The organism is Alteromonas sp. KUL49 (assembly GCF_006538345.1).
Classification (GTDB): Bacteria; Pseudomonadota; Gammaproteobacteria; order Enterobacterales; family Alteromonadaceae; genus Alteromonas.
The window spans coordinates 381,455-395,585 of sequence record NZ_BJKL01000004.1 but is presented as its reverse complement, the minus strand read 5'-3'; the positions used below and the strand labels follow the sequence as shown (position 1 = coordinate 395,585).

At 44.2% G+C, this 14,131-nt stretch carries 15 protein-coding genes and 1 pseudogene; 10 read left to right on the top strand and 6 right to left on the bottom strand.

The features are described 5' to 3' along the window. Positions 1–207: 207 nt before the first annotated feature. The 5 genes and pseudogenes from EYS00_RS09605 to rluB all read left to right on the top strand — a co-directional run bounded on the left by EYS00_RS09605 (position 208) and on the right by rluB (position 4,034). Positions 208–1,030, top strand: a pseudogene (locus EYS00_RS09605) (PHP domain-containing protein). Continuing rightward, on the top strand, positions 1,027–1,647 hold the full coding sequence (locus EYS00_RS09600; protein WP_130636322.1) for an L-threonylcarbamoyladenylate synthase: 621 nt from the start codon (positions 1,027–1,029) through the stop codon (positions 1,645–1,647). Before EYS00_RS09605 ends, EYS00_RS09600 begins: the two are co-directional and overlap by 4 nt. A 12-nt stretch (positions 1,648–1,659) precedes the next feature. Further along, entirely contained in the window at positions 1,660–2,487 is an 828-nt protein-coding gene (locus EYS00_RS09595; protein ID WP_130636321.1) for a ScpA family protein, read from the top strand. Further along, complete coding sequence (gene scpB, locus EYS00_RS09590) at positions 2,474–3,118, top strand: SMC-Scp complex subunit ScpB (RefSeq protein WP_130636320.1); 645 nt, start codon at positions 2,474–2,476, stop codon at positions 3,116–3,118. The genes EYS00_RS09595 and scpB overlap by 14 nt, the downstream gene beginning before the upstream one ends. After that, positions 3,111–4,034, top strand: a complete 924-nt coding sequence (gene rluB / locus EYS00_RS09585) for a 23S rRNA pseudouridine(2605) synthase RluB (RefSeq protein ID WP_130636319.1) — start codon at positions 3,111–3,113, stop codon at positions 4,032–4,034. Before scpB ends, rluB begins: the two co-directional genes overlap by 8 nt. Before the next feature lie 57 nt (positions 4,035–4,091). Here rluB and EYS00_RS09580 read toward each other — a convergent pair whose 3' ends face one another. The 6 genes from EYS00_RS09580 to recN all read right to left on the bottom strand — a co-directional run bounded on the left by EYS00_RS09580 (position 4,092) and on the right by recN (position 9,260). Next, positions 4,092–4,856 carry an ABC transporter substrate-binding protein gene (locus EYS00_RS09580; RefSeq protein WP_130636318.1) on the bottom strand — a complete coding sequence of 255 codons (765 nt, stop codon included), beginning with the start codon at positions 4,854–4,856 and terminating at the stop codon, positions 4,092–4,094. A gap of 69 nt (positions 4,857–4,925) precedes the next feature. Then, complete coding sequence (locus tag EYS00_RS09575; protein WP_130636368.1) at positions 4,926–5,492, bottom strand: sugar O-acetyltransferase; 567 nt, start codon at positions 5,490–5,492, stop codon at positions 4,926–4,928. Between the two features lie 66 nt (positions 5,493–5,558). Further along, entirely contained in the window at positions 5,559–6,224 is a 666-nt protein-coding gene (locus EYS00_RS09570; protein ID WP_130636317.1) for a hypothetical protein, read from the bottom strand. Between the two features lie 194 nt (positions 6,225–6,418). Continuing rightward, positions 6,419–7,048, bottom strand: coding sequence for a thiopurine S-methyltransferase (gene tmpT, locus EYS00_RS09565; RefSeq protein ID WP_130636316.1), 630 nt, complete (start codon positions 7,046–7,048; stop codon positions 6,419–6,421). A 57-nt stretch (positions 7,049–7,105) separates the two neighbouring features. Then, on the bottom strand, positions 7,106–7,462 hold the full coding sequence (locus tag EYS00_RS09560; RefSeq protein ID WP_130636367.1) for an outer membrane protein assembly factor BamE: 357 nt from the start codon (positions 7,460–7,462) through the stop codon (positions 7,106–7,108). A 115-nt stretch (positions 7,463–7,577) separates the two neighbouring features. Further along, on the bottom strand, positions 7,578–9,260 hold the full coding sequence (gene recN, locus EYS00_RS09555; protein WP_130636315.1) for a DNA repair protein RecN: 1,683 nt from the start codon (positions 9,258–9,260) through the stop codon (positions 7,578–7,580). Between the two features lie 495 nt (positions 9,261–9,755). On the opposite strand from recN, the gene EYS00_RS09550 reads away from it, so the two are divergent. Genes EYS00_RS09550 through EYS00_RS09530 form a run of 5 tightly spaced genes read left to right on the top strand, consistent with a single transcriptional unit; the run spans position 9,756 to position 14,116 of the window. Further along, positions 9,756–10,493: a formylglycine-generating enzyme family protein gene (locus tag EYS00_RS09550; RefSeq protein WP_165399345.1), complete on the top strand. Its 738-nt coding sequence runs from the start codon at positions 9,756–9,758 to the stop codon at positions 10,491–10,493. 14 nt (positions 10,494–10,507) lie between these two features. After that, entirely contained in the window at positions 10,508–11,149 is a 642-nt protein-coding gene (locus tag EYS00_RS09545) for a hypothetical protein (protein WP_130636313.1), read from the top strand. 9 nt (positions 11,150–11,158) lie between these two features. Next, on the top strand, positions 11,159–12,892 hold the full coding sequence (locus tag EYS00_RS09540) for an FHA domain-containing protein (protein WP_130636312.1): 1,734 nt from the start codon (positions 11,159–11,161) through the stop codon (positions 12,890–12,892). Continuing rightward, positions 12,885–13,274 (top strand): FHA domain-containing protein, encoded by a 390-nt coding sequence (locus EYS00_RS09535; protein WP_130636311.1) that lies wholly within the window; start codon positions 12,885–12,887, stop codon positions 13,272–13,274. The genes EYS00_RS09540 and EYS00_RS09535 overlap by 8 nt, the downstream gene beginning before the upstream one ends. A 2-nt stretch (positions 13,275–13,276) precedes the next feature. Next, positions 13,277–14,116, top strand: a complete 840-nt coding sequence (locus tag EYS00_RS09530; RefSeq protein ID WP_130636310.1) for a MotA/TolQ/ExbB proton channel family protein — start codon at positions 13,277–13,279, stop codon at positions 14,114–14,116. Positions 14,117–14,131 lie beyond the last annotated feature (15 nt).

Here is a 14,131-nt window from a genome sequence, read left to right as displayed (position 1 = left end):
TTACGACCGCAAATTTACTTTGTTGCATGAAAAAATCTCTGTCTGTATAGAATCTTCGATAGGCATCGAAGTGGTTAGTCCGTATACTTTGCCCCTATAGAAGAAAACAAATTTGACTTTGTGTCAACTTAATAATTGCATAAGACATTGAAAATCGATCTACATAGCCATACGAATTTCTCTGATGGCCACCTCTCTCCCGAAGCATTGGTGCTTCGTGCGCACACAATGCAAGTGGATGTATTAGCCATTACCGACCATGATACGGTTGCTGGGTTAGAGGAGGCGCATCTCACTCAAAAAGCGCAAAAACGACCCATGACCATCATTGATGGTGTGGAAATTTCTACCTTATGGCATGGCTTTGATATTCATATTGTTGGGTTGAACGTGGATAGGCACGATCCTCAATTTCTATCTCGATTAGCGACACAAGCGGAAACGAGGCTACAACGAGCGCAAACCATTGCAGATAAACTCGCTAAATGTGGTTTTGAAGGTACGTTAGAAAGAGCGCTTAAACTCGCGGGGCAAGGACAGGTTACCCGAGCGCATTTCGCTAGAGTCTTAGTGAACAACTATGGCGTAGCGTCCATGGAAGCGGTGTTTAAAAAATACTTAGGCAAAGGAAAACGCGCTGCGGTAAAAGCCCAATGGCCATCGATTGAAGAAGCGATTCAGTGGATACATGATGCAGGTGGGCAGGCGGTTTTGGCACACCCTGCGCATTATGACATGACCGCAAAGTGGTTGCGTAGGTTGGTGGCACATTTTAGGTTTTCATGGAGGCGACGCCATGGAAAGTGCGTTTCCCGGAATGAGTAAGGACAAGCAGGGCCTTATCAACGAACTCGTCAGTACACATAATTTGCTCGCCTCTGCGGGCTCAGATTTTCATTTTCCTTCGCGATGGACCGAACTTGGGCGTAAACTAGGTATTAACAGTGAGCTTACGCCGGTATGGCACAATTGGGCCATACTAGAGCAAAACAAAGTGCCTTACTCAGCACAAGGCGAGGAAATGCAATGAGTCAGTTTTTCTACGTTCACCCCGATAATCCTCAGCAGCGCTTGTTAAATCAAGCGTGTGACATGATTCGTCAGGGCGCGGTTGTGGTCTATCCCACAGATTCGGGTTACGCCATTGGTTGTCAGATGGAAGATAAAAAAGCCTTGGATCGACTTTGCCAAGTGCGCAAAATAGACAAGGATCACAATTTTACCTTGATGTGCCGAGATATGTCTGAGCTGTCTATTTACGCAAAAGTGGACAATACGGCATTTAGGCAAATTAAGAACAATACGCCCGGCGCTTATACTTTTGTGCTCAAAGCCACGCGGGAAGTTCCTAAGCGACTGCAAAATCCCAAGCGTAAGACCATCGGTCTTCGCGTGCCAGACAATAAGATAGCCCTAATGTTACTAGAAACGCTGGGTGAGCCTTTGATGTCGACATCATTAATACTTCCTGACAGTGATGTAGCAGAGTCAGACCCAGATATCATTCGCGACAACCTTGAGAAACAAGTGGATTTGATTATTCACGGTGGATATTTGGGCGAACAACCTACCACTGTCATCGATTTGTCAGAGGGAGATGTCACTATCATTCGTCAGGGCGCTGGCGATGTGTCTCCCTTCGAGTAACAAAGGAATAATGTGAATAGTCCCGCCAATCCGCCATCTACGCCTATTCAACAGCCCTTACCGTTGGCTTTTATCAACGGTGAGGCGCTCATCGAGAAGCCCGAAGACCTGTTTATTCCGCCTGATGCTCTGGAGGTGATATTAGAAACCTTCGAGGGGCCGTTAGACTTGCTTCTGTACCTTATCCGCAAACAGAAATTTGATATTACTACCTTGCCCGTGGCAGATATCACCAAACAATACATGTCTTACGTTGAGGTAATGAAAACACTTAAACTGGAATTGGCGGCAGAATACCTCTTGATGGCTGCAATTTTGGCAGAGATTAAATCTCGATTATTGTTGCCCAAACGGAGTGATGATAGTGAGGAAGAAGAAGATCCCCGAGCTGAATTGATTCGTCGATTGAAGGAATACGAATTGGTGAAAGAGGCCGCGGAAAGTCTTGATTTGCAACCCCGCATGGAGAGAGATCTGTTCAGAGCGAAAGCGAAAGTGAGTGACGAAGTCACTCCTCTTCGCGTAGAGCCTGATGTGTCGATGCAAGAGCTAGTTTTGGCATTTAGCAGTGCTATGCAGCGCGCCGCGGCATTCGAACATCACACAATTGAACGAGAAGCTCTGAGCACAAGAGAGCGCATGTCTATGATTTTAGAGCAGCTCACTACTCAAGCGTACACCCCCCTAGAGTCCTTGTTTACCGTGGAAGAGGGTAAAGCGGGTGTGGTGGTGTCATTCCTCGCAATTTTAGAATTGGTAAAAGAGCAGCTTATTTTTTGCGTTCAGGCAGGCCCTTACGCGCGAATTCATGTAAAATTGGGCGACGATGAAGAAAATTAATAAAACGCAGCTCAAACAACTGGTGGAAGCCGCCATATTTGTTGCAGACAAACCGATTAGCCGCCAGCATTTAAGAGATACCGTTCTCAGCGAATTTGCAATAGCAGATCGCACTTTATCTGCTGTAATTAATGAATTGAAAATAGACTATCAACCACGAGGCATACAATTGGTTGAAGTTGCCAGTGGTTTTCGTTTTCAATCGCTCGATGCATTGAGCCCATGGATTAGTCGATTGTGGCAGGAGACTGCCCCCCGTTATTCCAGAGCTATGTTGGAGACATTGGCGCTAATTGCTTATCGGCAGCCCATAACCCGTGGCGAGATTGAGCAGGTTCGCGGTGTAGCGGTAAGCAGTAATATTATTAAAACCTTGTCGGAACGCGAATGGATAAAAATTGTTGGTCATAAAGAAGTGCCTGGAAGGCCTGCACTTTATGCAACAACCAGAGCGTTTTTAGACTACTTTTCGTTACCGTCACTGGATGCCTTACCAAGTGCAGACGCGTTTGCCGACATGGCTGCGCAGCAAGACAGTGATTCGCTAAAGGTAGTAAAAGAGGCACCGTCTGAAGAAGTAGACCGTGCGACCGTAAATAAGCAAAACGAGAGTGAACACGTTAATGACTGAAAAGTTGCAGAAAGTACTAGCTAATCATGGACTAGGCTCGCGACGAGAAATGGAACGATGGATTGATGAGGGGAGAGTATCGGTAAATGGTACCGTCGCTACATTGGGAGACAGAGTCGACGCCAGCGCGCAAATTCGCGTAGATGGCCATATAGTTTCTCGCCAAGCTGAGAAACCAGTATGTCGTGTACTTATGTACAACAAACCTGAGGGTGAATTGTGCAGTAGGCACGACCCTGAAGGAAGAGATACGGTGTTTGACCGTTTGCCCAATATTCGTGTGGGTCGATGGATCACGGTAGGGCGCCTAGATATGAACACCAGTGGCTTGCTGTTGTTTACCAATGATGGCGAGCTTGCCAATCGCCTGATGCACCCAAAATGTGAAGTGATTCGTGAATATGCCGTTCGCGTATTCGGAGAGGTCACACAACAAACACTTAATACCTTACAAAAAGGTGTCACCCTTGATGACGGTGAAGCTAAATTTACCAGTATTCAAGGGCGCCCCGTAACGCCGGGTAATGAAGAAGACAGCATGAACCGCTGGTTCAACGTGACGCTGAAGGAAGGGCGTAACCGAGAAGTACGTCGACTGTGGGAATCTCAAGGTGCGCAAGTTAGCCGTCTAATTCGCGTAAAATACGGCCCTATTGAGCTACAAAAGCGTTTACCTCAAGGTGCATGGGTTGAGTTGGATTTGGCGTCAGTCAATGCGCTGAGAAACCACGTTCAGCTTGCTGATGAAACGGAAACGATGATCGATGCCCGACAGAACAAGCTCGATCATACACGATTAAGTCGAATGCGCCGTTCTGTTAAAAAGCACAAAGTGCGCAAAGAGAAGGGCGTTCAAAAAGGAACACCAAAAACAGAGACGAATAAAAAACGTCGGGGTGGCAGTCGCACGCGATAGAGGTCGAGTATGAACGCTGTAATGTGTGATTGGGCATTACAGCTCTGCTAGATGTAACTATTGATAGCGTGACTTGGCTTGGTGGTAAAGGTTCTTCGCGAATTCTGAGTTGAGCGCCTGCGTTAGAAATTCTTGCCACGCTTTGCCGCTCGTGTTTTGTGGCGAAATTGCGGTAAAAAATGGAATTTCTTTAAAGCAGCTGTATCTGGTGAGTTGTGCTTTTTCAGGTTGTTCGCGCAGCATACTGGCAACCACCATTCTATCTTCAATAAATAAGTCTATTCGTCCTAGCTTCGTCATTTCGATTAATTGATGCAATGCATCAGAACTGGTTATCGGGTAGATAGTCTCTCCATCTAAAGGCGCTTCAAGGATGCTATCAATGGGCGCCCCGTAACCATAATCGTGAATTACACCAAGTATCTTGCCTTGCAGAGCGCTGCGGTTGTTATAGTTAAATTCGAGGCCGGGTTTACCGAAAAAACACATTTGATAGCTGCCTGTAGCTACTGAGCTAAAAATAAATTCAGGGGCTTCAGAGTGAACTGCGGTAAGCAAGCCATCATACTTTCCTTGTCTTGCTGAAAAAATAGCCCTGGACCAGGGTAACACCACTACATCAACAGAAATGCCGTAATGTCTGAAGAGCTCAGTTATGTAATCTGAGACAAATCCCTTCTTTTGTTCGTTTTTGCAAACGTACGGGCACCATTCTGTGGCGGCCAGAGTTAGATTATCCGAAGGCGCATTAAGGCTTAGTGCTGAATGTCCATATGCATGCATTGATACAGTGAGCAATGCCACAAATAGCCAGTTGAGCATAGAGTGCCTTTAAACTTAGGGAAAGTTCCTAAACTTTACGCCAAAATGATAACCAGATAAACCAAACAATTATGAGCCAGAGGTATCAATCGTCTTTATGACACTTGCTGGGTTTCCACCGATTACCACATTGCTACCAAAACTCTTGGTGACTACCGCACCTGATGCAACAACAACATTGTCACCCAAGGTCACTCCCGGGTTTATCACTGCCATACCACCAATCCAGCAGTTATCACCAATGGTAATGGGCTTAGCAAACTCAATACCGCTAATTCTCTCTTTAGGGCAGATGGGATGGGTAGCTGTATAAATGCCTACTTGCGGCGCAATCATACAGTCTTTGCCTATGGTTACCTTGGCTGCATCCAAAATCACTACGTTGAAATTGGCGTAGAAGTTTTCTCCAACCTCTATATTGCGACCGTAGTCACATTTGAAAGACGACTCGATATATAAGCGTTTCCCCGTTTTTCCGAACAGGTTTTTGAGTATGAGTGAACGAGCTTTAAAATCTGATTGGCTGGTTGCATTCAATGTATCGAGAGATTCTCTACATTGATTGCGCATTTGCGTTAGCACTTTGTCTCTAGGGTCATAGGGTAACCCTGCTAACATTTTCTCGCGTTCTGTCATTGTGGGAAAGAAGAGTGGGTTAGATTGCAAACGAGTGTATTCGCTTGCAATCTTTAATCAAGGGTTTTATTGGATTCCAAATTGCTCGATCACCAGGGCATAGTGCTCAGGGTTTTCAAGTGTTAAATCCACAGGGTGCTCAAGAACGATTCGGCCGAGAATAGTGACATCGGCATCGATATGAAGTGATGGTTTGTCATCGCTGTCGCTCCAGTCCCAACGACTATTGGGACGCTTAAACGTCACGTCTCCAGTAACTGTTGACGCTCCAGCAATATGTATATCTCCATTTACCGTCATAACCCCACCCACAGAACTACCGTCAATAGTCATATCGCCATTGACAGATTCAACTAAATCGTGAATTTGGCTGTTTGGACTAATTGATATGTCACCATTAACCGTGTCTATTTTTCTTGCAGTAAAATAGGTGCCAGCCGTTACATTCCCATTAACAATATCGATAGTGTCTAAAGTAACGTGTTGGTCAAGATTGACATCGCCATTGACCACACTGATGTCCTCCGCCATTCCATATTCTGAAATATCTACGTTGCCATTAACTGTAGAGATGTCTCCAGCATGTTGGTGACTACTAACACTGATGTCTCCTAATACACTGCTTGCATCTCTGCCTCCACTTGCTTGTGAGTTACCTACGTGAATAACACATCCAGATAGGGAAAGCGTTGATGCCAGGGTAAGTGCTAGTAGCGAGTGCTTCAAGTTCATTGAGTAGACCTTAATATATTTATTTTGTGTTTTACTGTTCCTGCTACTCAGCGATTGAGTGGCAAGGTTTTGTTTGAATAAACACAATGTGTACCAAGAGTATATTATTCTTATTAATCAATATTTTAATAAATTTCGAGTAAGCGTTAGTACATTTTGGATTGAGTAAATTAACTAAAAAATGGCTTATATGATTAACTAATGTAGAAAACTAGATTATCAGCATCTACTTTGCCTTTAATTTTTTCAGGGGCAGGGGATTGTTCAAGGAGACTTATCGTATAATCACGGTAAAGAGGCTCTATCATGGACCTAGTTACACTGAATGGTGGCCCTGCCATTAGCGACTGCTCATAGGAAAAACTAATTATTAGCATGGGGGCTTTATGGGTTAGGCTCGATAAGTGCTCAGCGTATTTTTTTCTCAACGCTTCTGGAAGTGCAACTAGCGCAGCTCTGTCGTAAACCGCTGATATCTGGCCAAGTTGTGCGCTAGTTAACTTGAATATATCGCCAACAAATATATTGATGTTGTCGGCAGAATAGAGCAGTAACTCGCCGCTTTGAGTCACCGTAGGCTCAATATCCAATTCGTTGAACAGTTGTTGTATGGCCAGTTCGCTGAGCTCTGCTCCAACAACTTGACAGCCTTGAGACAAAAGCCAATGAATATCGCGGGTTTTACCACACAAAGGAACGAATATCCTTGGCGCAGGACAAGAAAGAAGGCGGTTAGCATATTTTACAAGTAACACATTACCTTCGGGCTCATGAAAGCCAATCTCGTTCTTATCCCACTTGTTGTGCCAGAAGTCGTGTTCCATATGTGCAGCGTCTCTTTGATTCCATCCGAGAGGTATGATTGGTGCTAGAAATTGCTCTTAGCTGTCCAGTGGTATGTTGAATTCTTCAGACAGTTCAAAGTCACCTTCAACGCTTACAATTTTATTGTTTTCGAAGTTGATGATCATTTGTTTTCGGAAGTCTGGGCCGCGTTTAGCCATTCCACGTTTCATGTCGTAAACGTAGTACCAAGTGTCACTGTCAAATGTATCTTGAACTACAGGGTTACCGAGTACGTAAATTACTTGTTCTTTAGACATGCCTACACGAAGTTTTTCTACGTCTCTCTCATCAAGAAAGTTTCCTTGCGGAACATCGATACGATAAATCCAGTTTGTGCAAGCAGTAGAGCAAAAGGTTAAGCCGAGGATCATCAGTAAATGTTGCAACTTCATGGGTAAATCGTTCCAGTAATACTTATCTTTGTTTTGACGGTACAGTAAATACACCGCTTCATTTTTAACACGCGTTGGCATGCTACCTTGACAAGTATGACCAATCAACTTCAATTTAGTTCGATTCGGCGCTTTTCCGTAATTCTCTCGCATTTGCTACGGCTGAGTCTGTGATTTTATCCCCTGCGAGTAAGCGTGCTAATTCATCGATTCTGTCTTGCTCCGTTAGAGCAAGCATATGAGTTTCAGTGGTTTCACCATCGGTTAATTTAGTAACAAATAACTGATTGTGCGCCTGTGCTGCCACTTGGGGTAAGTGGGTTACACACATAACTTGTGATTGACCACCCAAACGACGCAACAAACTTCCAACTATTGAGGCTGTCGGTCCACTTATTCCAGTATCCACTTCATCGAAGATCATCGTCGGCGCAGAAGTGCTGTCACTGGCGATAACTTGAATCGCTAGTCCTATACGAGATAACTCACCGCCAGATACCACTTTCTCAAGTTTATCTTCAGGTTGCCCGGGGTTTGTTGCCACTTTGAAAGTTATCGTGTCTAACCCAGATGCTGTTGGCTTTTTAACTTCGTCGTATTCAACATTTATTACAACCCGTGCATGAGGCATGTTCATTTGTCGAATTTGCTCTTCAATCTCTGCTGCGAACTTAGCAGCAGTGTTAGTTCGCTTTGAAGACAACTTGCTTGATACTTGATAATAATCTTGTAGGGCTTGTTCGACACCTGTTTCTAAATCACCTAGCAACTCGTCCTGTTTGTTCAACGCGTCAAATTCATCCCGTAAATCCCTGTGATACAGATGAAGCTCTTCAGGTATCACGTTGTGTTTACGTGCCAGCTCCATTGCTTTTGAGTAGCGAGCTTCTACTTGTTGAAGCCTGAGTGGGTCAATCTCTAACGCCTCGCAGTAATCTCTCAACTCGCTTGCGGCTTCTTCAATGTGAATGGCTGCATCGTTAAGCATTAAAACAATTGGCGTTAAGTTAGAATCGTGTGATTCCAGCTCGCTAAGACGCTCAATACTACTCTGCACCACTGATAAAGCATTCCCTTCATCGCTTTCATACAAGGTGTAAAAGCTTGTTTGCGCTTGTTCTAACAAGCTCTGGCCATTGCTCAATCGTTTGTGCTCGATTTCTAGTGCTTCAAATTCATCTTGTTCAATGGCAAACTCATCCAGCTCCTGAACCTGATAGGTGAGGAGTTGAATTCGGTCATCTCGCTGTTGGGCTTTCGCACGAAGCTCGATAAGTTGATTCTTCTTGTCTCGCCACACTTTGAAAGCTTCGGTTGTTTTGCTAAGTTCCGTCGCTAAATTTCCGTAATGGTCAATCAATTGGCGTTGATGATCTTCTTTCAACAACTGCAAATGTGTATTTTGACCGTGTATTGCAAGTAAGTTTTGACCCAATAATTTGAGTTGTTGCAAAGATACGGGAACGCCATTAATGAAAGCTTTTGAGCGTCCCTCTTTTGAAATTACGCGTCTAATAAAACAGCTGTCGTCCTCGTCATTTGTCAGTTCATGCTCTTCTAAAAAAGCCATGGCTGGTGCATTTCCACGTAAGGAAAAGTGTGAAATTATTTCTGCTTTGGTGGCTCCCCTGCGAACGGCATTTGCGTCTGCACGTTCGCCCAAGCAAAGACTTAGGGCATCAATAGCGATAGATTTACCTGCACCAGTTTCACCGGTTATTGCGGTAAGACCTTGTTCAAAATCTACATCAAGCTGTTTCACGACAGCGAAGTTGCTAATTGAAAGATGGGCTAACATTATTGATACCTGACATTTATACAGTATGTGTAAATATATACAGTATTTTGGTTATGTAAAGTACAAATTTGTTTTCGCGTTTACTACCTGCGGAACCCGCGCTTCTGGCGTAGCCGTTCGCTCTACTTTAAACGCTACGAACTCGCGTTTGATTAGACGGTGTAATGTGATAAGTGTTTGAGGTTGAATAGAGTTTTAGTATTTGAATGTTGACCATCTAGTTGCAACAAGGTAATTAGCCTTGTATGCTTTTTCGTCAACAGTAACAGTTTTTTAATCTATACTGTTGTCAACATTACGTGCTTTAAGAAGTTATTGCCATTTGAGGTAGCGCAAGAATAGCCTCGTAGGTTTGGGTCGCAGTAAGTCACTAATAGCACAGTGTAAACTTGGTAGTGGAACTATGAATAAAGCGACTAACACCTCTTATAAACTATCGTCTTCACCCATCGTAAAGTGTTTTATTTCAGCTTTTTTCCTTTTTTTAGTTTTGCAGTGGTAAGCGTCGCAAACGGTCAAGATAATCAATTGAACGTTCCTGAAACGGTTTACTTGCTGGCACATGAGTTCGAATATGGATCGACAGATGGGGATACCGACGAGCAACCTGTTGTCCGAGTTCAATTAGATAGTTTTTACATCAGTCGCTTTGAGACTACAGTGGCTCAATACGCGCAGTTCGTTGAAGACACTGACCGAAGTCTTCCCGCCGAAAATAGTATCGAACAACCCAATTTCCCTATTGTTAATGTCACTATTGAGGACGCAAGAAATTATGCTCGTTGGTTATCGAGACAAACGGGAGAAAAGTGGCGACTTCCCACCGAATATGAGTGGGAGATGGCAGCGGGTTTAGGTGTTCACAAAGCGTATGTGAATGATGTTGAACCCACCGAGCTGTGCACTTATGCCAACATTGCCGACGAGAGTGCGGTTGAGGATATGCCTAACATTACCTCCTGTAGTGATGGAAGTCAGGGAGTTGCTGAAGTCGGAAGTTATGCACCTAACAATGCCAGTATTTATGACTTACATGGAAATGTGTGGGAATGGACAAGTAACTGCTACAGAGAAACAAATGGTGGGTATAAGCCCTTCTCTTGTGACGCATATACAGTAAGAGGGGGGAGTTTTATGACACCCGCTATTCACGTTAGGGTGACTAACAGAGAGCAGTTGGAAAAAAACAATAGGTTAGCGCAAGTAGGATTTAGGCTCGTTAAAGAGCGCTAAAAAGGAGTAGTAATATGCGCCGCAAGTCAGGTGAATTAAATATTTTTAGTATGTCGGCGCTAGATTTATTTGCGTCGGCGCTAGGGGCGTTCATTCTCATAACACTCATACTGATGCCTTATTACAAGAAAGAAGTCCTTTCTGAAACACCAACTACGTGCCCGGTATGTCCAACCTTTACCTGTGGGGAAATGTGTCCCATGCCAACGATACCTGAACCAACAGTCTGCCCTGAAGTTGTACCTATACCTACACCCGTTTGTGAACCAACCCCAACCACAGAACTTGTTGATAATTTGATGGTGTACAACATGCGATGGAATGTGTCGGGAGACATTGATTTGCACGTGTATACGCCAGATGGTCATTTCTCATACGAAAATCCGACCTTACCTGGTGCTCCAGGCGAAATGACACTCGATAATATTGATGGCGGTGATAACTCTTTAGAAATTTGGATGAGCTACAGCCCCACACCCGGTGATTACAAAATTTGTCATAAAAATTTGGCGAGTAATACCATTACTGTTGCAGGTGTACTCAACAAACCCAGTGGCCCTGTGGCAGTTGCTCCGCAGCCAGTAAGGCCTGATGCCATGGTGTGTGCACTTCGCTTTCGGATTGATAGCGACTATACCTTTACACAGTTAAATTAAGGCGGAAAAATGTACATCAACAAACACACATTTTTCTCTCGCTCTTTTTTAGGGGTGTTGTTTTGTGCCTTAACAAGCTTTTCCACAGCTGCTCTCGCACAGTCAGGCATTGCCATCCCAATTGACGACTGTGTACTGGTGTCATCAGACGAGCGTACTAGTGTGTCTTGTGAGCTATGGCCAGCATCACCTTCAGTGGTAAATGCAGTCTCAGTGTCTGGCCAAACTGAGATTTCCGAACAGTCTTTTACAGTCTCTGAACAGGGCAGCAGTATTGCGTTTGTTACTTCACTAGCTTCATTGTCAGACAATCAGTTGGGTGCACTTCGACAAGCGTTGAAAGTCCAGTTAGCGTCTATTTCGGATATGCCTGTGGGGCTCTATCAATTTGGCCAATCACTTGAATTATTGTCTCCCTTGGGAGGCTCTGCCCAAATGGCAAGTCGAGGCGTAAATGCCATAGTCAATAAACCTGTGCAAGATAATAGCGAGCATCTAGTTCAGTTATTGACCGTGATGGAAAACCAATCCACGCAGAATAACGTCATTATCCTACTGAGTGACCAAATTGAACTCGAAGCAAATCATTTTGAAACTTGGATTGAAACTCATGGGGATAAGGTTCGCTTGGTCTTCGTGCAGCTAGCGGTCTCGGAATTCCTAAGCAATCAATTTTCGACGGTGACTAATCTTGCCTCACTAACCGGTGGCTATGATGTGCTTGCAAGTGAAAGCGAATGGTTAACCGCTATCGCCAATGCGGTGGCAATGTCTGGCAAATCATTGCGTTTCTCATTTTATATCGGACAGACCTGTGGCTTACATACGGTTGCTGTGAATATTGCTACCGAGCGTGATGAGTACAATAGGGTATTAAACCTTCAATTAGGCGATTGCCCAGTTGCTCCTCCTCAAATTGAGTCACCAGAGATTGCTACACCTGCACAAGATAATGACGTTGAAGTGTTAGATGCTGATATCACTAATGGCGATGCTACCGCAGAAAACAATGACGAATCAGAGGACTTATCTAACGATCAGCCCTTGGTTCCAGAGCTTGACGTTAATGACGAAGCACCTGTGCCACCCAGTTCGGAATTAGACAGTCCAGAAATAGATAGCGCTGAAGTTGTTGCAGAATCACCAGAAACTGGCGATGAAAACACCAGCAATACCCTTGAAAGTGACACAGAAGTAGAGAGTAACGAGGTCAACCCAGATGTTTCTGGCGAGAGTAGTGAGATATTAGAGAGCGATCTAGAAACCCCTGCCAATGAAGAGGAGATTAGACCTGAACCAGAAGAGTCAAACAATCTTGTGGTCTTTGTTGCAGTTGGTGGGTTGGTGGTTTTACTCGCTTTGATTGTCATGGTAACGCGGAGAAAGCGGGTTAATGTTCCTAGTGTAGATAACACATCCTCTGCAGTTGACGTTGGAGGTGCGATTCCCAAAGCTCTATTGTTGATAAAGGACTCGAGTGTGGTCGAACAGCCTATTACGGGAGAACTTACCTTTATAGGCCGTTTAGATACTAACAATATTGTCCTTCAGAACGATACCGTATCGAGTAAACACTGTGTGATAAAAGTGATAGACCGACAGTTTATCATTGTTGATTTATCATCAACCAATGGAACCCGAGTTAACGGACAGCAAGTGGACGAAACCATATTGAGTAACGGGGATATTGTCGAATTAGGCGAAGTGGAAATTAACGTTGTGATTGGAGGTGAAAATGCGTGAATTTACAGTGGGTCGCAGCGCGCAAGCAGACGTCACTATCGCTAACGATACTGTGTCTGGGATTCATTTAAAAGTAGTTGTACAACCCGGACGAATTACACTAGTAGATTTAGGCTCGACTAACGGCACGAAATTAAAACGCGGAAGCGAAGTTAATCTCGCACCACAAGTTGCCCATGAAGTTCGCGCCGACGACACCATTATTTTGGGGCACTACACGGTCCCAATTTTAACGCTGGTCAATCAGTTTAACCAAGGAGGCGGGGGTGTTGTCCACGGTAATAGCAGCAATGATACCTCGTCCAAAACAAACGAAAAGCGACAAAAGCCGGGAATTAGTCGCTATATACGCCATGATGATGGCACCTTTGAGGAGAACTAACCGTGACCCTATCTAATGCAGTGTTGATTAGAATCATAAGCTTTATATTTTCTATCCTCTGGATAGTGTTACTGAGTTTTGGATTACCCATCGAGTCTGGTGATGGTACTGAAGGTGTTGCGTTTTCATGGCATGCCTTCTTAATAGCAACGCAAGATCCAATGTACCCCTTTAACTTACAGGTTATGATGTGGGTCGCCTTCTTTTTTTGCTTGGGTGAGCTCATGATTCATTGGTTAAATATTTCTGAGCAGAATGCCCACACCGTGTCTTTTTCACTTTATCAAAATCCAAATGTTGTTGTGGTTAAAACAGAACAGGGAGATTTTCAGATTGCACTGAATAAAAATGAGGCGCTGAAGCCCGAGATATTAGCGGCAATCTATCGCGCAAAAAAAGAGTACTTACCAGAATCGACACTAATGGGGCACTTCTTTAAAACCATTAACTATCAATTTCATAGCAGCAATAGTGTGGCAGATGTCTATAGTGCACTGACATCAGCCATAGAGCTAAAGCTGCATCAAGTGGAGTTGCGTTATACCGTTGTTAAGTATCTTGCTTGGCTTATTCCTACTTTGGGTTTCATCGGAACTGTGATTGGTATTGCTGTGGCACTGGGCCAGGCTGGAGCCATGGGATCCAGCGATCCCAATCTATTAGCAGAAGTGGTTCCACTACTTGCTACCGCCTTTTACACCACCCTATTAGCGTTGCTGCTTTCAGCAATTGTTATGGTGCTAATTCAGGTTATTCAGGCAAAAGATGAAACCACAGTAAATGATGTCGCAACGTTTTGTTTAGACAACATTGTAAGAATGTTGAAAGAGCGCAAAGAATAGGGCAGAACCTAATAA